Annotated in this window: 19 protein-coding genes and 1 pseudogene; 8 read left to right on the forward strand and 12 right to left on the reverse strand. The window is 62.8% G+C overall.

Annotated elements, in window-relative coordinates; translation table 11 throughout:
* Positions 1–190 precede the first annotated feature (190 nt).
* Both LZ538_RS02815 and serA read left to right on the forward strand, forming a co-directional pair.
* The gene (locus LZ538_RS02815) at positions 191–1,357 is read left to right on the forward strand and encodes a phosphoserine transaminase (protein ID WP_249830476.1); all 1,167 of its coding nucleotides are present in this window, start codon (positions 191–193) and stop codon (positions 1,355–1,357) included.
* Positions 1,354–2,946 carry a phosphoglycerate dehydrogenase gene (gene serA / locus LZ538_RS02820; RefSeq protein ID WP_249830477.1) on the forward strand — a complete coding sequence of 531 codons (1,593 nt, stop codon included), beginning with the start codon at positions 1,354–1,356 and terminating at the stop codon, positions 2,944–2,946. Before LZ538_RS02815 ends, serA begins: the two co-directional genes overlap by 4 nt.
* Here serA and LZ538_RS02825 read toward each other — a convergent pair.
* A complete protein-coding gene (locus LZ538_RS02825; protein WP_249830478.1) occupies positions 2,943–3,617 on the reverse strand; it encodes a protein-L-isoaspartate(D-aspartate) O-methyltransferase in 675 nt (224 codons plus the stop codon). The genes serA and LZ538_RS02825 overlap by 4 nt on opposite strands.
* Before the next feature lie 98 nt (positions 3,618–3,715).
* Here LZ538_RS02825 and LZ538_RS02830 point away from each other — a divergent pair, with 98 nt between their 5' ends.
* Positions 3,716–5,005, forward strand: coding sequence for an adenylosuccinate synthase (locus tag LZ538_RS02830; protein WP_249830479.1), 1,290 nt, complete (start codon positions 3,716–3,718; stop codon positions 5,003–5,005).
* On the opposite strand, the gene LZ538_RS02835 is transcribed toward LZ538_RS02830, so the two are convergent.
* The 4 genes from LZ538_RS02835 to LZ538_RS02850 are packed head-to-tail and all read right to left on the reverse strand — an operon-like array spanning position 5,002 to position 8,087.
* On the reverse strand, positions 5,002–5,277 hold the full coding sequence (locus LZ538_RS02835; protein ID WP_249830480.1) for an acylphosphatase: 276 nt from the start codon (positions 5,275–5,277) through the stop codon (positions 5,002–5,004). The genes LZ538_RS02830 and LZ538_RS02835 overlap by 4 nt on opposite strands.
* Positions 5,277–6,080 (reverse strand): enoyl-ACP reductase FabI, encoded by an 804-nt coding sequence (gene fabI / locus LZ538_RS02840; protein WP_283937538.1) that lies wholly within the window; start codon positions 6,078–6,080, stop codon positions 5,277–5,279. Before fabI ends, LZ538_RS02835 begins: the two co-directional genes overlap by 1 nt.
* A complete protein-coding gene (locus LZ538_RS02845) occupies positions 6,077–7,111 on the reverse strand; it encodes a YihY/virulence factor BrkB family protein (RefSeq protein WP_249830482.1) in 1,035 nt (344 codons plus the stop codon). Before LZ538_RS02845 ends, fabI begins: the two co-directional genes overlap by 4 nt.
* Before the next feature lie 10 nt (positions 7,112–7,121).
* Positions 7,122–8,087 carry a DnaJ C-terminal domain-containing protein gene (locus LZ538_RS02850; RefSeq protein ID WP_249830483.1) on the reverse strand — a complete coding sequence of 322 codons (966 nt, stop codon included), beginning with the start codon at positions 8,085–8,087 and terminating at the stop codon, positions 7,122–7,124.
* Positions 8,088–8,510: 423 nt separating this feature from the next.
* Between LZ538_RS02850 and LZ538_RS02855 the strand changes: the two genes are divergently transcribed.
* Together LZ538_RS02855 and LZ538_RS02860 are read left to right on the forward strand one after the other, a co-directional pair.
* Positions 8,511–10,274 carry a TIR domain-containing protein gene (locus LZ538_RS02855; RefSeq protein ID WP_347402731.1) on the forward strand — a complete coding sequence of 588 codons (1,764 nt, stop codon included), beginning with the start codon at positions 8,511–8,513 and terminating at the stop codon, positions 10,272–10,274.
* Positions 10,275–10,846: 572 nt separating this feature from the next.
* Entirely contained in the window at positions 10,847–11,233 is a 387-nt protein-coding gene (locus LZ538_RS02860; RefSeq protein WP_249830485.1) for a hypothetical protein, read from the forward strand.
* A 57-nt stretch (positions 11,234–11,290) separates the two neighbouring features.
* Here the strand turns inward: LZ538_RS02860 and LZ538_RS02865 are convergent, their stop codons facing one another.
* Complete coding sequence (locus LZ538_RS02865) at positions 11,291–12,085, reverse strand: hypothetical protein (protein WP_249830486.1); 795 nt, start codon at positions 12,083–12,085, stop codon at positions 11,291–11,293.
* 202 nt (positions 12,086–12,287) lie between these two features.
* Between LZ538_RS02865 and LZ538_RS02870 the strand changes: the two genes are divergently transcribed.
* On the forward strand, positions 12,288–12,767 hold the full coding sequence (locus LZ538_RS02870; RefSeq protein WP_249830487.1) for a hypothetical protein: 480 nt from the start codon (positions 12,288–12,290) through the stop codon (positions 12,765–12,767).
* Between the two features lie 730 nt (positions 12,768–13,497).
* Here LZ538_RS02870 and LZ538_RS02875 read toward each other — a convergent pair.
* From LZ538_RS02875 to LZ538_RS02885, 3 genes and pseudogenes are all read right to left on the reverse strand, one after another.
* The gene (locus LZ538_RS02875; protein WP_249830488.1) at positions 13,498–13,695 is read right to left on the reverse strand and encodes a hypothetical protein; all 198 of its coding nucleotides are present in this window, start codon (positions 13,693–13,695) and stop codon (positions 13,498–13,500) included.
* A gap of 299 nt (positions 13,696–13,994) precedes the next feature.
* Positions 13,995–14,210 (reverse strand): hypothetical protein, encoded by a 216-nt coding sequence (locus LZ538_RS02880; RefSeq protein ID WP_249830489.1) that lies wholly within the window; start codon positions 14,208–14,210, stop codon positions 13,995–13,997.
* Positions 14,211–14,286: 76 nt separating this feature from the next.
* Positions 14,287–14,499, reverse strand: a pseudogene (locus tag LZ538_RS02885) (cold-shock protein); the annotation flags it as partial.
* A gap of 209 nt (positions 14,500–14,708) precedes the next feature.
* On the opposite strand from LZ538_RS02885, the gene LZ538_RS02890 reads away from it, so the two are divergent.
* Positions 14,709–15,176 carry a GNAT family N-acetyltransferase gene (locus tag LZ538_RS02890; RefSeq protein WP_249830490.1) on the forward strand — a complete coding sequence of 156 codons (468 nt, stop codon included), beginning with the start codon at positions 14,709–14,711 and terminating at the stop codon, positions 15,174–15,176.
* A gap of 9 nt (positions 15,177–15,185) precedes the next feature.
* Here LZ538_RS02890 and LZ538_RS02895 read toward each other — a convergent pair whose 3' ends face one another.
* Complete coding sequence (locus tag LZ538_RS02895; protein WP_249830491.1) at positions 15,186–15,368, reverse strand: hypothetical protein; 183 nt, start codon at positions 15,366–15,368, stop codon at positions 15,186–15,188.
* A 179-nt stretch (positions 15,369–15,547) separates the two neighbouring features.
* On the opposite strand from LZ538_RS02895, the gene LZ538_RS02900 reads away from it, so the two are divergent.
* On the forward strand, positions 15,548–15,859 hold the full coding sequence (locus tag LZ538_RS02900; protein WP_249830492.1) for a hypothetical protein: 312 nt from the start codon (positions 15,548–15,550) through the stop codon (positions 15,857–15,859).
* Between the two features lie 176 nt (positions 15,860–16,035).
* Here LZ538_RS02900 and LZ538_RS02905 read toward each other — a convergent pair whose 3' ends face one another.
* Together LZ538_RS02905 and LZ538_RS02910 are read right to left on the reverse strand one after the other, a co-directional pair.
* The gene (locus LZ538_RS02905; RefSeq protein ID WP_249830493.1) at positions 16,036–16,347 is read right to left on the reverse strand and encodes a YMGG-like glycine zipper-containing protein; all 312 of its coding nucleotides are present in this window, start codon (positions 16,345–16,347) and stop codon (positions 16,036–16,038) included.
* 391 nt (positions 16,348–16,738) lie between these two features.
* Entirely contained in the window at positions 16,739–17,275 is a 537-nt protein-coding gene (locus LZ538_RS02910; protein ID WP_249830494.1) for a GFA family protein, read from the reverse strand.
* Positions 17,276–17,278: the final 3 nt, after the last annotated feature.

Consider the following 17,278-nt stretch of genomic DNA (forward strand, 5'->3'; position numbering starts at 1 on the left):
GAGTGCGATGAGCCGATCTGAACGGCGTGTCGCCAGCAATTTCAAGCCGTTGTGCGCTGCAACAATCTGTCCAAATCGATTCGCAAGCGAATCTTTTTCCGCCTGCCTTGCGGTCGCCAAAATCGGCCGTACAACCGTCGGCGGGCCACGCCGTCCCAACGCGGCGCGAGCTCTCTGAGAGGAGAGTGACATGACTGAATCCGCCGAAGCCGGTGCCATCGTGCGCCGTGCAAAACCCGATATCCTGCCTCCCAATCCGCATTTTTCGTCCGGTCCCTGCGCAAAGCCGCCGGGCTGGTCACCCGCTGCGCTGCGCACCGATTCGCTTGGACGTTCGCACCGCGGCGCGATCGGCAAGGCGAGGTTGAAAGACGCGATCGAGCGAACGCACGCGCTGCTCCGGCTGCCGGCGGACTACCGGCTTGGGATCGTACCCGCTTCCGACACCGGAGCCGTTGAAATGGCGCTCTGGTCCATCCTCGGTCCGCGCCCCGTGACCATGCTCGCATGGGAGAGCTTCGGCGCCGGCTGGGTCACCGATGTGATCAAGCAGCTCAGGCTGGAAGCCGAGGTCCGGACCGCCGACTATGGCGATATTTGCGACTTGAACGCGGTCGATCCTGCGAGCGACATTGTCTTCACCTGGAACGGCACGACGAGCGGGGTGCGCGTGCCCAATGCGGAATGGATCGCGGCCGACCGCACAGGCCTGTCGATTTGCGACGCGACGTCGGCGGCCTTTGCCCAGGACATCGACTGGGCCAAAATCGATGTCGGCACTTTCAGCTGGCAGAAAGCGCTCGGAGGAGAAGGCGGGCACGGGATGCTCGTGCTGAGCCCGCGCGCGGTCGAGCGGCTCGAAAGCGAGCCTGCTCCCCGTCCGCTGCCCAAGCTCTTCCGCATGACGAAAGGCGGCAAGCTGATCGACGGGATCTTCAAGGGCGATACGATCAACACGCCGTCGATGCTGTGCGTTGAAGACTGGCTGTTCGCGCTGAGCTGGGCCGAGCGGATCGGCGGCCTCGAGGCGCTGATCGCCCGGGCCGATGCCAATGCCGCCGCGCTCGGCGATTGGGTTAAGCGTGCCGATTGGATCGAGCATCTTCCGTCCGACCCGTCGATAAGATCGAACACCTCGGCCTGCCTGCAGTTCGCAGATCGCTCCGACCCAGAAGCGAATGGGGCTCGGCAGAAAGCCATCGTGAAACTGCTCGATGACGAGGGCGCCGCATATGACATCGGCGCCTACCGCGATGCGCCCCCCGGACTTCGCATCTGGTGCGGCGCGACCGTGGAGACATCGGACATTGAAGCTCTCGGGCCCTGGCTCGACTGGGCCTGGGAGCAAACGGCATGAACAATGAAGTACGCGTGCTCATCGCCGACAAGATGGACCCGAGGGCGGCCGGAATCTTCCGCGACCGCGGCATCCACGTCGATGAAAAGCCGGGCCTCTCTCCCGAAGAATTCGCAAAGGCCATCGGCGACTATGACGGCCTGGCGGTGCGCAGCTCCACGCGGGTCACTGCGGCAATCATGGACGCCGCCGCGCCGCGGCTGAAGGTCATCGCCCGCGCGGGGATTGGCGTCGACACCATCGACGTCCCTGCTGCCAGCGCGCGGGGTATCGTCGTCATGAATACGCCGTTCGGAAATTCCATAACGACCGCGGAGCATGCGATTGCCATGCTCTTCGCCCTCGCCCGCGAAATTCCGCAGGCCGATCAGTCCACGCAGTCCGGCAAGTGGGAGAAGAACCGCTTCATGGGGGTGGAGCTCACCGGCAAGACGCTCGGGCTGGTCGGCTGCGGCAATATCGGATCGATCGTGGCGGACCGTGCACATGGGCTCAAGATGAAAGTCGTCGCCTACGACCCCTTTCTTTCGCCCGAACGCGCGATCGAATTGGGCGTCGAGAAGGTCGAGCTGGACGAGCTGCTCTCCCGGGCTGACTTCATCACTCTTCACACGCCGCTGACCGACCAGACGCGCGGCATCCTCTCGAGAGAAGCGCTTGCGAGCACCAAGCGCGGCGTAAGGATCGTCAATTGCGCTCGCGGCGGACTCATCGACGAACCCGCGCTGAAAGAGGCGCTGGATAGCGGCCATGTGGCCGGCGCAGCCCTCGACGTGTTCGCCGAGGAACCTGCGAAGGACAATCCCCTGTTCGGGACTCCGGGCCTGATTTGTACACCGCATCTCGGCGCCTCGACGACCGAGGCGCAGGTGAACGTTGCGATCCAGATCGCCGAGCAGATGAGCGACTTCCTGCTGCTCGGCGGCATCACCAATGCAGTCAATGTGCCCTCGCTGTCTGCGGAAGAGGCCCCGCGCCTGAAGCCCTATATGAACCTCGCGGAACAACTCGGACGACTGGTCGGGCAGATCGCCGGAACCGGAATCCGCTCGATCGACATCGAGGTCGAAGGCCATGCCGCGGAGCTCAACATCAAGCCGATCACCGGCGCTGTCCTCGCCGGACTGATGGGCACCTGGTCCGACACCGTGAATATGGTCAACGCACCCTTCCTGGCGAAGGATCGCGGCATCGGCGTTCGCGAGATCCGCAACGAAGGCGAGGGCGATTACCACACGTTGCTCGCCGTGACGGTCGGCACCGAGGATCAGGGAGCCCGCCGCGTCGAAGGCACGATCTTCGGCAATCGCGCCGCGCGTCTCGTCAACATATTCGGCGTTCCGATCGAGGCCGAGCTGACCGGCCAGATGATCTACATCGTCAACGACGACCAGCCCGGGTTCATCGGCGCACTCGGCACCCAGCTTGGCGAGAACAGGATAAATATCGCGACGTTCAACCTCGGCCGCCGCAAGGATGAGCGGGAAGCGATCGCGCTCATTGCGGTCGACGATCCTATCTCCGCGGAGGTTGCTCAGCAGCTGCACGAACTGCCGGGCGTGCGGGAGGTGGTGCCGCTCAGCTTCTAGGCGTCGAGCTCGAGCTGCGTGAACCGCACGGGCATCACGTGGCGCGTCGACAGGTTGCCGTCAGCACCCTTCTCCACGACGCTCAGCTGCTGAATCTCCGTCGACCCGAGGGGGATGACCAGCCGCCCGCCGGAGCTAAGCTGTTGGAGGAGTGGCTCGGGCGTCTCCTCCGCCGCGGCCGTAACGATGATGCGGTCGAACGGCGCGTGCTCCTCCCAGCCGCGCGAGCCGTCGCCAACGCGAACTGCGATGTCGTAACCGATGGCGGCAAAGCGCGCCGCGGCGGCTTCGGCGAACTCCTCGACGACATCGACGCTGAATACTGTTGCGCCCATGTCCGCCATGACCGCGGCCTGATAGCCGAGACCGGTTCCCACCTCGAGCACGCGCATTCCGGGTTCGATCTCGAGCAGGTCGATCATCAGTGCCGATATGAATGGCTGCGAGATGGTCTTGTCGAAGCCGATCGGGAGGGGCGTGTCCTGATAGGACATGAGGATCAGCGACTGCGGAACGAACAAATGGCGCGGCACGTCCATCAAGGCGCGTCGAAGCTGCGGGCCCGGCGCATCCCTGCCGATCTCGTCCCCCGCCAGGTCGAAATGGATGTCGATCACCTCGACCATTTGCCGACGATAGATCGCCAGATGCTGCTCGGTGAGCGGCTTCATGACGGCTCGAACGGACCCGCGAGACTGTCGTTCCGATGGCTGTCTTTGACCACCGCTTCCGCCTCGCCTAGAGCGCCGCGGCAATCAAGGGGAACAACGTGGCAAACGTGACCGTCATCGGCGCCCAGTGGGGCGACGAAGGCAAGGGAAAGATCGTCGATTGGCTGGCCAGCCGGGCAGACATGGTGGTCCGCTTCCAGGGCGGACATAACGCCGGCCACACGCTCGTCGTCGGTGACGAGACTTACAAGCTCTCGCTTCTTCCCAGCGGCATTGTCCGCGGCACGCCCTCGGTCATCGGGAACGGCGTGGTGCTCGACCCCTGGGCACTCAAGGCCGAAGTCGAAAAGATCGCTGCTCAGGGGATCAATGTGACCCCCGAGGTTCTGATGGTCGCGGAAACATGCCCGCTGATCCTCCCTATCCACCGCGACCTCGACGCGCTTCGAGAGGATGCCTCCGGCGCCGGCAAGATCGGCACGACACGCCGCGGCATCGGCCCCGCCTATGAAGACAAGGTCGGTCGCCGCGCGATCCGTGTCTGCGACCTCGCCCATCTCGACGATCTCGAACCCTTGCTCGACCGGCTCTGCGCGCATCACGACGCGCTGCGCGCCGGCTTCGGCGAGCCGCCCGTCGACCGCGCCCGGCTTCGGTCCGACCTCGCCGAGATCGCCCAGTTCGTGCTTCCCTTCGCCCGGCCGGTGTGGCGCGACCTCGATACCGCTTTCCGCCGCGGCAAGCGCATCCTCTTCGAAGGTGCTCAAGGCGTGCTCCTCGATGTCGATCACGGCACCTATCCGTTCGTCACCTCGTCCAACACCGTCGCTGGAACGACCGGCTCCGGCAGCGGGATGGGTCCGAATGCCGCCGGTTTCGTCCTCGGCATCGTCAAGGCCTACACCACCCGCGTCGGCTCCGGCCCCTTCCCAACCGAGCAGGACAACGAGGTCGGCCAGAAGCTGGGCGAGCGCGGCCACGAGTTCGGCACCGTCACCGGCCGCCGCCGGCGCTGCGGCTGGTTCGACGCGGTCCTCGTCCGCCAGGCAGCCGCGGTGAGTGGGATCACCGGCATCGCGCTCACCAAGCTCGACGTCCTCGACGGCTTCGAGACGGTGAAGATCTGCACAGGCTACAAGATCGACGGCCGCAAATATGACTATCTCCCCCCTCACGCGGCCGACCAGATGCGCGTCGAGCCCGTCTATGAGGAGTTCAAGGGCTGGGAGGGCTCGACCCGTGGAGCGCAGAGCTGGGCCGACTTGCCTGCCCGCGCAATCAAATATGTCCGTCGCGTGGAGGAGCTGATCCGCTGCCCCGTCGCGCTGGTGAGCACCAGCCCCGAGCGGGACGACACGATTCTCGTTCGCGACCCCTTCGCGGGTTAGTGCCGCACTTCGAACTCGCGATAACCCGCGGGTTCGGCCTCTTCCGTCTCGAATGTCTCGACCTTCGCATGCGCGGGCCCATCGCGCATCAGCGTAAGCAGCCGTTCGACGCTGTCATCTTCGCCCTCGACATGGGCCTCGACCGAGCCGTCGTCGCAATTGCGCACCCAGCCATGCACGCCGAGTTGCCGCGCTTCGTCTCGCGTCCATGCGCGGAAGAAGACGCCCTGCACCCGCCCGGCCACGCGAACATGCCGCGCGACCGTCGGCATCACACCGTCGCGATGTCGGGCGCGTCCTCGGCCTTCATTCCGACGACATTGTAGCCCGCGTCGACGTGGTGGACCTCGCCGGTGACACCGGAAGACAGATCCGACAGCAGGTACAGGCCGGCGCCGCCGACGTCCTCGATCGTCACGTTCCGCCGCAGCGGCGCGTTCAGCTCGTTCCACTTCATGATGTAGCGGAAATCGCCGATCCCGCTCGCGGCCAGGGTCTTGATCGGACCGGCGGAGATGGCGTTCACGCGAATGGCTTCCGGACCGAGGTCCATCGCCAGATATTTGACGCTGGTCTCGAGCGCCGACTTGGCAACGCCCATGACATTGTAGTGCGGAATGACCTTCTCGGCGCCGTAATAGGTCAGCGTGAGGAGCGAGCCGCCGTTGGGCATCATCGCCCGGGCGCGCTGCGCGACGGCTACGAAGCTGTAGACCGAGATATTCATCGTCATCAGGAAATTGTCGACGCTCGTGTCGACGAACTTCCCGCGCAGCTCGTTCTTGTCGGAATAGCCGATGGCGTGGACCACGAAATCAAGCGAGTCCCAGCGCTTGCCCAGCTCCGCGAAAGCGGCGTCGAGCGCATCGTTGCTGCTGACATCGCAGTCGATCAGCATGTCCGAGCCAAGCTCCATCGCCAGCGGCCGCACTCGCTTCTCAAGCGCCTCGCCCTGGTAGGAGAAAGCGAGCTCCGCGCCCTGCTCACCCAGCGAACGGGCGATGCCCCATGCCAGCGAACGATCGTTGGCAAGGCCCATGATCAACCCGCGCTTGCCTTGCATCAGTCCTGTCAAAGTTGCGGTCCCCCAGTTTCCAGCTCAGATTCAACGTCCTCGCCCGGCTGAGGCTCCTCGACTTCGAGCTCGTCGGTGTAAGGTCCGCTGTAAACCTCGCCCTTTAGCGCGGTGGCGCCCGCTTCCGCCAGCGCTGCGTTCAATTCCGCGCCCATCACCACGCCAAGCCCGATGATGAAGAAGAACAGCAAGGCGATCATCACTCCCGCAAGACTACCGTAGGTGAGGTTATAGCCGCCGACCCAGCGCATTGCCTGCGGCAGGATCTCGACCGTTCCGAGCCACCACACGGTAATCAGCAGCGCGCCCGGCCACTTCCGGCAGCCGCGCCTGCGGTAGCGGGACGGCGTTAGCGCGAAGAACAGGGCGTAGAAGGTCACAAGCAGGGCCAGAGCCGGGATGATGCGGTAGACCTCGACCGTCCCGATCACGTTGGTGGCGAACGGCAGCCACGCCTCGATGGCATGCTGGACCGAGCTCAAAGCGACGCTCGCGGCGAACGCGAACATCAGCAGCACCACGGCCATCAGGATGAATGCGAGCGAGCCGAGCCGATATTCCCAGAAAGGCGCGCAATATTTCACGCCATAGGCGCGGCGAAGAATATCGCGGATGGTCTCGACGAAGCTTGCGGCGGTCCACAGGCCGATGAGCGCGCCGAGCCACAGCAAGGGCCCGGTCCTCGCGGTGAGCACCTCCCCGATCGGCTCGCGCAGGGTGTCGGCGACATTGGGGGGAAGCTCGGCAAGGATCGTCGCCACAGCCTTCGCGCCGTCCTCCCCCTGGCCCAGCAACTGGGCGACGGCCGTCGCCAGGATGAAGAAGGGAAAGAGCGCGAGGATGGAGAGGTAGGCGAGATTACCAGCGTGAATGAAGCCGTCATTGTAGACGCCGACGAGTATGCGCTTGACCACCTCCAGGATGGTGACCCGCGGCTTGAGCTTCTCCTCGACCTCCGTGCCGAAGGCCGCCCGCATGCTCGCGAGACGCTTGCGCCTAGCTTCGGGCGATTGAGGAGAAAGATCTCTCATTCAGCCTTCGCTACACCCCCCATGACGCGCGCGGATTGCCTCCGCCGTCCCATTTTTCGGCAAACTTCTGCAGCTCGGCATCGTCGGGGGGAACGTCGACATCGACCGACACGAGCTGGTCGCCGCGCTTACCGTCCTTGCCCATGAAACCGCGACCCTTGAGGCGCAGCACCTTCCCGGAAGTGGTGCCCTTGGGAATCGTCAGCATGACCGGGCCCTCCGGCGTCGGCACCTTGATCTTGGCGCCAAGCACAGCCTCCTTGAGCGTGATCGGCAATGACAGCCGGATGTCGTTTCCGTCGCGGCTGAAAAAGCGATGCGGCGCGATCTCTATGGTGATGATTGCGTCTCCGCGCCCCGCGGGGCCGTCCTCGCCCTTGCCTGCAAGCCGGATTCGCGTCCCATCCTCCAAACCTTTCGGGAGCTTGAGATCGATCGACTTGCCGTCGGCGAGGGTGATCCGCTGCGGCTTCAGTGCGACTGCGTCGTCGAACGCAACCTTCAGCCGGTAGGCGACGTCCGCGCCTTTCTGAGGCGCGCGCGCCCGCTGCCGGAAGCCGCCGAACCCGCCGCTTCCCGCGCCGCGCGACCGGCCGGTGGCCGCACCGAACAGCCCCTCGAACAGGTCGCTGAGGTCCGGCGATTCCCCACCCCCGAAGTTGAAGCTCTCGAATCCCGCGCCGGCTCCAGGATGCTGGCTCGCGCCGCCGTAGCTGCCGCCCCCGAAACCCGCGCCGAACGGCATCTTCGGATTGCCTTCCTCATCGATCTCGCCGCGATCGTAGCGGGCGCGCTTATCCTTGTCGGACAGCAGGTCGTAGGCGTTGGTCACCTCGGCGAAGCGCTTGGCCGCTTCCGGATTGTCCTTGTTGCGATCGGGGTGAAGCTGCTTGGCGAGGCTGCGATAGGCCTTCTTGATCTCGTCCTCGCCCGCGCCGCGCTTGATGCCGAGACGGTGATAGAGGTCGAGTGCCATTCATCTCCTCATGCAATAACCGTAGCGGCCTGACCAGATGGGATGCCCTGAGCGCGTTCGCCACCGTCCCGTTCGAAAGTCACGAAGTTGCCAGTGTGGCGCGCGATTCAACGCGCCCGCGCAGAGCGGCGAGCGCCGGGCGAAGTTGACGGCATTGTGACCTTCGTTGGAGCGTTCGCCGGCTCCGCCAACGCAACGTGGCGTCCCTCTGTTGTCGATCCGGATTGCCCATCGCCCAGTCCTGAGCATGAATCAGGGACTGTAGGACAGCGATTTTCAGCGGTCGACCGATGGCTGGGCCGCTCGTGGCAGGAATGGGTGGAAAGCGGACACTAGCAAATCATCAAGTGCGCAGATCACAAATTCGTTGGTGGGAATCGTGCCGGCATTGTTCCGGATGGGTGTGGAGCGTAATCTGCGCGGGTGGACGCGACGGGCAGCGTAGAGATTTTCATCTCCTATGCGCGATCCTGCGAACAGCACGCTATGCGCATCGCGGCGGTGCTGGAGGAGCAGGGATATACGGTCTGGTGGGACGAAGACCTCCCTGCCCACCGCCCCTACAGCGAGGTGATCGAAGAGCGCTTGCGCTCTTCGCGCGCAGTGCTCGTTATTTGGTCGGCTGGTGCGGTAAGATCAGAATGGGTGCGTGCGGAAGCAGACGCGGCTCGTCTCATGCACAAGCTCGTCCAACTTAGCATCGATGGGGTGCTTCCACCGATGCCCTTCAACCAAATCCAATGCCCCGCGCTCGATGGATGGGCCGGCGATCGCGAGGATCGCAAATGGCGCAAGATCGAGGCGAGTATCGCTGAGCTGGTGCGCGGAACAGGACCGGTCGCCCCGCATCAGCGGCCAAGCGAAGTAAGCCCCGCCAAGCAGTCGGTCTGCGTGCTGCCCTTCGTCAACATGAGTGGCGACCTCGATCAGGAATATTTCAGCGATGGCATCACGGAAGATTTGATCACCGACTTGTCGAAAGTCTCGGCGCTAGGCGTCATCGCTCGCAACACCAGCTTTACATTCAAAGGCCGGGCAATCGAAGCGCGGTCCTTGGGCAGGGAACTTCGAGTCACCCACATTGTCGAAGGGAGCGTACGCAAGTCGGGCGGTCGCCTCAGGATTACTGCGCAGTTGATCGACGCGTCCATCGGTCATCATCTGTGGGCAGAGCGCTACGACAGGGAGCTCGCCGATATCTTCGACATTCAGGACGAGATCTCCCACGCGATCGTCGATGCGCTGAAGATCAAGCTTTTGCCTGCCGAAAGAACTGCCATTGAGCAGCGCGGCACGGAGAATGCGGATGCTTACAATCTCTATCTCATGGCGCGCCAGCATTGGGCCGTCGGCAATGACGGGGATTGGGACCGCGAAGAGCTCATTATCCGCATCTGCGAGCGGGCAATCGATATCGACCCGAGTTACGCGAATGCCTGGGCGCTTATGGCGATCGCGCAAACTCAAATACGCTTCCGAAAGGGGAGGAAAGACGTTGACGGCCTGCCGTCGGCAGAGCGCGCGCTCGAACTTAACCCTCATCTCGCCGAGGCTCACGCAGTCAGAGCTTGGTCCCTGCTTGAGCAGGAGCGCGCCGATGAAGCCAATGAGGAGGTCGCAACGGCGCTTAGGCTTGATCCGGAGAGTTGGGAGGTCAACCGGGTCGCCGGCAAGGTCCTGTTCCTACAGGGCCGGCTTAGAGAAGCCGCAACCTGTTACGCCAAGGCCTCAGAGCTCATGGAGGCTGACTATAGCGCGTCAGGCATGCTCGAGTGTTGTTACCGCGGCCTCGGCGATCTCGAAGGGTCACGGCGCGCGGCGCAGATGACTTTGCGCCGCGTGGAGAAAGCGCTTGTAAATAACCCCCGCGACGCGGCCGCCATGGCGAATGGCGCAGGGAGTCTGGCGGTTCTGGGCGACCATCGAAAAGCTCGTGAGTGGGCGGAAAGCGCCCTGTCCCTAGATCCCCACAACTACATCCTGCGGGCTAATATCGCCTGCGCGTTCGCCCGCGAGCTCAACGATCACGAGCGTGCGATGGACCTGGTGGAAGATACGCTCATCCATCTAGGACAGGACCATGTGCGGCACGTTGCGCACGATCCAGACTTCAAAGCGCTTCACCAATATCCGCGCTTCATAAAGATTCTGGACGATGCGCGGCGCCGCCTCGCTGCTTCCAAATAGCGGACTGCTCTGTCGACCTGAGCGGGCAGTATCGCGAATGACCAGACTGGGTGGAGGGCGGACGTCAGCCACTATTGTTGTTGATGGGTGGAAAGGATGACGTCACGGCAAGAGCTCCCGCCGCGCGTCGTAGCCCCATGCAGTTTCAGTTCACGACGCGCTTCTTCCACCGCCAACCTAATGAGCGCTGCGGACTCGGCAATGTCCGACCCTGATTCTAATGCCCCGACTGCCAAAGATATCGCGGTCAAGCGCTGCCCCACTTCTTCATCGATGGTGTCCAGGCGTGTGGCGTGACCGGAGCGCTCTCATCTTAATCTTGGCCAGCGCGTGCTCCAATATCACCTGGCGTACGGGGGCTTCCTTCGCTCGTCCGCGCATGTCCGGGAGCTTTGAAGCCGTGCGCAAAGCCCTTCGTAAACCCATTTGCCGAGCAGCCTCGGCATTCGTGAGCACAGCATTAATGTCCGCAATGGGTCGAAAGCGGACGTAAGCAACAGTCTGGCAATTGCACGTAATTGCGGCATGATGCGCCGATGCTGGCGTGGCGTCGACAGGCTCAGCCGTTCGGATTGACCGTGCTTTTGGGTTCAGTAGCAGGCGCGACCATCGTCGCTGCCAGCATCTTTGGATTGCCGGATTCGGGTGAGTGGATTGGGGCCGTGCTCGTGACGGCCCTTGTGGCGCTAATGGCCCTGCCCTTCGTCGCACTCGGATTGGGCATCTTTGGCGTTCCGCTGACGACTTTATTGGACCGGCGCGCTTATCGATGGTGGGGTGGAACTATCGCCGTCCTATTGGGTGCGATCGTGGGTAAGTTGATGTTCCTGGTCATGGACACGCTGTTGAGGTTCAACGGCTGGTTCCCAGGCGTTAGCGAGCCCGGAATCGCATTTGGCGCGCCCACCGCATTTGCTTGGTGGCTGATCATGCGGAATCGTCTGTCCGCACGCGAATAATGTGTGCTGGTGAATGATCGCCAAGCCTTCGCCTCGAAGCAGACGATCAACGGCCAGTTAAGGTCTCCCGGTAAGTAGCGGTGTTGGCGGCGGCGGAGCGAACTCCAGCGGCGCTACTGCCGCGCCGGGTGAGTCCGCCGTGACGACGCGGTACAGTGCCTTCCCAACGCCACTGTAGGTGATCGCCTCGATCAGAATGAAAGCGCTCAGCATCGCTGCGATTCCCCAGCGCCAAGCCGGATGAACGCTTCCGCTTCGCCGCAGGTCTGCGACAACCCCGGCGATCGGAAACAGCAGGCCCGCCGCGAACGACGCTTCCCACGCCCAAGGTTGTATGAGCGGCATGGGAAGAAGGCGACCGAACCCAGGCCCCATCAGCATGGCCATGCCGCAAAGGTGGAGGCGGCGGTGCCACTCGGTGCGCCTCCTCAGCGCGATTGCCGAGCCGGTCAGGAGAGCAAAGGCCAGAATCGAAACTGGGTCAAAAACCAGGAAGTGCAACGGCCTGAAAAAGAAGGGCACCTGGCCGCGGCGCACCATCGCTATCGTCACCGCGAAGCCGAGCACAATCATCGGCACGATCCAGCCCGCGGCAACCCAGCCGAGGCGGCGGTGGATCTCCATGCGGTCGCTCGCCACGAGGATATTTTGCGTGAGGTAGATCGCTATCCAACCCATGAAAATGATTGCATGGGCGTGGACGAGAGGCGGCGAGTAAAAGGTCGATCGCCCCATCGCCAGCTGATTGGAGAAGCCCGCTACGATCACGAAGGCCATCGCGATTGCTGCAAAAAGAAAGAAGCGCTCGTCCCCCCGTCGGTGCGCGTTCGGTATTTCGGTGAGAGTGGCCATCAAGTCCCCCTCAAACTGAGGACCGTCAGATTAGCGGAGCGGCGGCCGTGTTCAAGGAAATGCGCCGACCAGCAAGCCGTCGCTTGAATATCCGCAATGGGGCGGAAAGCGGACATTCCGCATCCCGATACAACAAGCGTATAGGGCCCCGTCACCGCTATGAGTCGGGCGGCGGCCTGTGATCCTGCAAAGGAGAAAGGCCATGAACGCACGATCGAAAGTCGCACTCCTCGCAAGTCTCGCCCTCGCAATTCCGCAAATCGCGGTCGCGTCGCCGGCCCCGAGCGCGAAACTGTGGAACGGCACCTGGCACCTGGATACAGCGAAGTCGAAGTTCGCTTCTTCCGCCAAACAACAAAGCGAGACGCGGACCTATACGGTTTCCGGCAACAAGATCACGATGAAGTCCAGCTCGAAAGACGCGTCCGGCAAGACGATGAATTTCAGCTATTCGGCCGCGTGGGACGGCAAATGGTATCCAATGACCGGCAATCCGAATGCGGACCGTATCGCGGTAACCGCCGTCAGCGAGCGTGAGATCAAGGCCAAATCGACGCTTCATGGGAAAGCATCGACGGAATCGAAAGCGGCGGTATCGGCAGATGGCAAGCACCTGACGCTCACGAGGAAAATGCTTCGACTGAAGGGCGCGCCGACCGACGTGCTGGAGTTTTCGCGTTAAGCTGTCAGTTGAGACCTGAGGTGCGGAGTGCCGTTCATCATGGCCTCACGAGAGCTTCCGCAACAACGGTTAAGAAAATCGGTTCGCTAACCTTGGGTAAGCTGTCGGCCGCCGGCTGGCGAGATAAATAGTGCCCCATCCCAAACGCACGCGACGCGAGGTCTTGGGATGGAAGGCTCGCCCGACCCCCCGAGAGTCAGGCGAGCCTTCTTCGCTCGTGAGAATCCGTGCAGGACACGCCTCTCGCTAAGCCATTCCTTCGACATCAATTGTTCTGACGTTTATCCCGCGCAGCCGATTTGCATTGAGGGCATACGTCCTCGTGGAAAGGCGGATAGTCGGCGATCGCGAAGCTCCTGTTTGGATAATCAGGGCAATGCTGGTCGAAGTGCCAAAACTTCTGCCACCTGCTGCCGTCACGGCCGCGACGAAATTCCACCATTATGATCCCAGCCTCGATGACCGTTTCCCTACGCGCGTGGGGGATGTTCGCGCGACGCGCCGTTTTACGAATTGCGACAGGAATTTGCCTTTTCACGAAAGAGGAAGAGCGGCGCCGCCAATGCGAAGTCCGAGCTGGAAGGGGCAATTGCAAAGGCGGCTCGGTACTTTCGCGCCGAGCCGCCTCTACGCGAGAAGCGATTTCTCAAGCTTCGGGGGACTCAGCCGAGAAATCGCCCCTCAATGACGGGCGTTCCCATGTCCGCAACTTGGAAACCGAGATGACCTCTTATCGCGAGGCTCTGGCCAACATTCTGCTCGGCGGAAACTTGGCGACGAGGCGGCCTTCCCGCCACAGCTCCGACCTCACCGGCAGATGCCTCTCGTAAGCTGCATCTATGGCGTCGGGATCGGAGTGACAGTCGATGCGATCGGAGCGGATGAACTTGCCGCTCGGATCCAAATAGTGAAGACGGTAATCGGTCATGGTTCCTGTCCATGCCGCAGTCCTTCAAGGCCCGAACTCAGCAACTTCCCGGACAAGGCGGGGCGTGTAGCTACTAGATTTGTTCCTAACCTATGTTACGCCTTGTCTGAGGTGCTGCTCATTGAGATTCGGCAAAAATCAGCATGCTGCCGGCCTCAACACGCTCCCCAACAGGGGCCAAGGGGTGGGCGTGGCTCGGGTTAGCGGCTCGGCCTCCCCCTTCGGACGCCGGGCCGCTTTCCACCCCTCATGGTCGAAACAAGTGGGCTGAGCTCAGAATCTTGCGCCGAGGCGCACTCTCAGCTGGTGAGACCGGCTTCGGCCTTCCTGATGGCTTCTTGCTCGCGAAACTTCTCTGATCGTTCTGCCTTTGCGGCCAGCGCGTTCCAAGCTGCTTCGGATCGAAGCGATCGCTCGCGCACATGGTCGAGCGTTGCCGCGTCCGCCTCCGCCCGCGCCTGCTCGGCACGGGCGAGGAAGAAGTGCAGGTTCGACGAGCGCAAAATCTCTGCCATGACGTATCGCCTACTCCGCGGCGCCGTCATTCTCTTCGGCCGCTTCGGCCGACGCGGTTTCGTCCGCGGCCGGCTCGTCCGCCGAGCGCAGGTTGGCGGCGGCCATCTTGCCGCGACGATCTTCCTCCAGGTCGTAAGCGACCCGCTGGTTCTCGCGAAGGGTGCGCATGCCCGCGCGCTCCACGGCCGTGATGTGGACGAAGGCATCCGGACCGCCCTCATCCGAGGAGATGAAGCCGTAGCCTTTGTCTTCGTTAAAGAATTTGACGGTGCCTGTGGGCATATTCATTCCTTCCCATGGCGGACCAAATGACGATCCGCTTCGTGCTAGGAGCGACAAGACAGGGAAGAAGGCCGCAGAGCGCCTTTGACCGTCGATTTGCGGCTAGTAGCGAGCGCTTGATAGGCCCGAAACGACCGAAATGTAAGGCAGGAATCTCTGAGGCTTCGGTGGAATGCGGACTTGCCGGTCGCCAGTTGCGATGCGTAAACGCCCTCATGAAAGTCCGGCCGTTCCAGGAAAGCGACGCAGCGGCGCTAGCCGAGATCTTCTTCACCGCCGTGCATGAGATTGCGGGCGCTCATTACGGTGAGGAGCAAATCCACGCCTGGGCCCCGGCAATTCCATCGGCTGACCGCTTCCTGGCGCGTGCGCGCGACGGCCGGACTTTGCTGGTCGCCGTAGACGACAATGACCTGCCCATTGCGTACGGAGACTGCGAGGCGGACGGCCACGTCGATCACCTCTTCTGCCGTCCGGGCTATTCACGGAAAGGCGTCGCCGCCGCGCTTTACGAGGAGCTCGAGCGCACCGTGCGAACGGCAGGCATATCGCGGCTCTATGTGGAAGCCAGCGAGCCGGCGCGGCGGTTCTTCGAGAAGCATGGCTTTGCGGTCGAGAGCCGCAACGATTTCGAGATCGGCGGCGTGCCGATCCACAATTGGCGGATGGCGAAGGATCTGTAGCCAGTACGCCTAGTTTGAACGCGCCGCGGCGTCGTCCGCGCTCCTGGCGTCTTCGACCTCCAGTTTGGCCGCCTCCTCCTCAAGCTCGCTCGCCATGTCGTCGAGAATGTGGCGCGTCTGATCGTCCGTCGCGTGCCTGGCGAGTTCGCGGCAGTGGGCGCCCCGAGCCCTTAAGGCTGCGGTTTCGGCCATGGGAGTAAAACGATTCTACTGTTGTTTGTGTCCGGCCTGCGGGCAAAACCTCATTCCCTTCTGCGGGCCAGGCGCTAGCCATAGGGGTTTTTCAGGTCACACTTACCATATGGACGTAAGCACTCTGGCGCGTCGGAAACCGGAACAGCTCAGGCTATCGTCTCGGGAATAAGGCGTTGGTGACGGGCTGGCTAAGCTATCTTGTAGGCTCGAATGTCGGTGCAACGGCACGCGCCGAGCTCACGCATCAAGACCGCATCCACGGGGAATATGACGGGCCGCACTTCGAAGACATGCCTCCCGACTTCCCGGCAAACTATGGCGGCGAACTTCTGATGGGCGCGATCGGCCTGAACTGGGAACCGACCATCGGAAGCAGACGCGGGCCACAACTGGGAATCGAGGTTGGAGTCCCGCTCTATCAAAACGTCAATGGAGTGCAGCTTCCCCAACGATGGCAGCTGTCCGCCGGCATCAAGCAGTTCTTCTAGGCAGTTCGAGCGCGGAGATTAGGGCACGCGCGGCGTCCGCATTGTGCTACAAGGCCGGCGGGACTCGAACACTTATCGTTTCTATAAAAGTCGGGTCTCCAACGAACGGCTCGGTAGACCCCTTTCCGGGCCGTTTGTGTCAGCGGTCAACGGAAGGCGCCGCCTGGTCAGCTCAGCTAGCAGCGCACCTTATAATCATAGTGCACCTGACCGTTCTGATCGACCCAATAGCAGTAGCCGCGCGTGTCCCGATTGTAGGTCTGCGTTCCGATCACCGAACCGATGAGACCGCCAACGCCGGCGCCGATCGCCGCCCCGGCACCAGTGCCGAAGCCCGGAATCACCGAGCCCGCGATCGCTCCGGCGCCGGCGCCAAGCGCCGCTCCAATGGCCGTGGACTTCACCGCGTAATCGGTATGGGGATTTGTTGCGCAGCCTGTAAGCGCCAGGCTGGTCGCCGCAGCGGCTGAAAAGAGCAGACGTGTCATGCTTCGACCTTCCGGTTCTTATTCCCCCGCGGCAATCATGCCGCACCGGCGTCGGCGCTCGTGGACGGTGCCGGAAGCCGAAAATATCGGGAAAAGCGTGGAGCTGTTCAGGACGCGGCGTCTGGGTCGCTGGAATCGGCGGCACGCAAGTAGTAAAGCCAAGGGCGACCCGGCCTTGGGGGCATCCATCAACCGGGTCGCCCCTTCGCGCCCGATAAGGGCCGTGCCGTCGCCAACGTTAAGCGGCGGAGGGATCGCGGCTTCTCACGGGCGTGACGGAGAGGACCCTGCTTGAGCGCAGGTCTCGCCGCGATGGAGAGACTCCCGCATCGCGCGAGAGTCGCACATCGCTGAGAACACGCAAAAGCGCCTCCGATAAAACCCTTGGAAATCAGCGATCTGTGGATAGCGGGCGCTTCACCATCCGCGGTTCGCGGAGGATCGACGGAGCATTGGGAGCCCCGTCGAGCTGAAGCGCGTGATCAAGATAGATTTCTACGCCAGGCGGAAGGATCACGCCGGCCTGCGCGTGGCGCGTGAAGATATGGCGCGACTTGCCTGGCCCGCGGTCGAACCAATTGGGATCGTCGAAAGTACCCCCAAGGAGCCCGAGGAAATCCGGAAAGCGCTCGAACGAGAGATACAGGCTGGTGCCGCATCGTCCGCAGAAGTGGACTTTGACGATCTTCCCGCTGCCGTCCGATCGGCGCTCATAGGCCTTCGGCGCGCCCCGGACCTCCATATCCTCCCGGCGAAAGATCGGTTCGACCAAATAGGCCGATCCCGTGAGCCGCTGGCAGAAGGTGCAGTAGCAGACCGTCACGCGAACCGGCTCGGCACTTGTCGTGTACCGCACGTCGCCACACAGGCAGCCGCCCTCGTGGGGTTTGGCGGACGCAACTGCTCCTGGAGAATTTGGATTGGTCACGTG

Source organism: Sphingomonas hankyongi, from assembly GCF_023516575.1.
In the GTDB taxonomy this organism is placed as follows: domain Bacteria; phylum Pseudomonadota; class Alphaproteobacteria; order Sphingomonadales; family Sphingomonadaceae; genus Sphingomicrobium; species Sphingomicrobium hankyongi.

Excerpts from the sequence above, each read along its gene's own strand:
- LZ538_RS02815 (WP_249830476.1), top strand. The coding sequence starts at position 191 with ATGACTGAATCCGCCGAAGCCGGTGCCATCGTGCGCCGTGCAAAACCC.
- serA (WP_249830477.1), top strand. The coding sequence starts at position 1,354 with ATGAACAATGAAGTACGCGTGCTCATCGCCGACAAGATGGACCCGAGG.
- LZ538_RS02825 (WP_249830478.1), bottom strand. The coding sequence starts at position 3,617 with ATGAAGCCGCTCACCGAGCAGCATCTGGCGATCTATCGTCGGCAAATG.
- LZ538_RS02835 (WP_249830480.1), bottom strand. The coding sequence starts at position 5,277 with ATGCCGACGGTCGCGCGGCATGTTCGCGTGGCCGGGCGGGTGCAGGGC.
- LZ538_RS02845 (WP_249830482.1), bottom strand. The coding sequence starts at position 7,111 with ATGAGAGATCTTTCTCCTCAATCGCCCGAAGCTAGGCGCAAGCGTCTC.
- LZ538_RS02850 (WP_249830483.1), bottom strand. The coding sequence starts at position 8,087 with ATGGCACTCGACCTCTATCACCGTCTCGGCATCAAGCGCGGCGCGGGC.
- LZ538_RS02865 (WP_249830486.1), bottom strand. The coding sequence starts at position 12,085 with ATGGCCACTCTCACCGAAATACCGAACGCGCACCGACGGGGGGACGAG.
- LZ538_RS02870 (WP_249830487.1), top strand. The coding sequence starts at position 12,288 with ATGAACGCACGATCGAAAGTCGCACTCCTCGCAAGTCTCGCCCTCGCA.
- LZ538_RS02875 (WP_249830488.1), bottom strand. The coding sequence starts at position 13,695 with ATGACCGATTACCGTCTTCACTATTTGGATCCGAGCGGCAAGTTCATC.
- LZ538_RS02880 (WP_249830489.1), bottom strand. The coding sequence starts at position 14,210 with ATGGCAGAGATTTTGCGCTCGTCGAACCTGCACTTCTTCCTCGCCCGT.
- LZ538_RS02890 (WP_249830490.1), top strand. The coding sequence starts at position 14,709 with ATGAAAGTCCGGCCGTTCCAGGAAAGCGACGCAGCGGCGCTAGCCGAG.
- LZ538_RS02895 (WP_249830491.1), bottom strand. The coding sequence starts at position 15,368 with ATGGCCGAAACCGCAGCCTTAAGGGCTCGGGGCGCCCACTGCCGCGAA.
- LZ538_RS02905 (WP_249830493.1), bottom strand. The coding sequence starts at position 16,347 with ATGACACGTCTGCTCTTTTCAGCCGCTGCGGCGACCAGCCTGGCGCTT.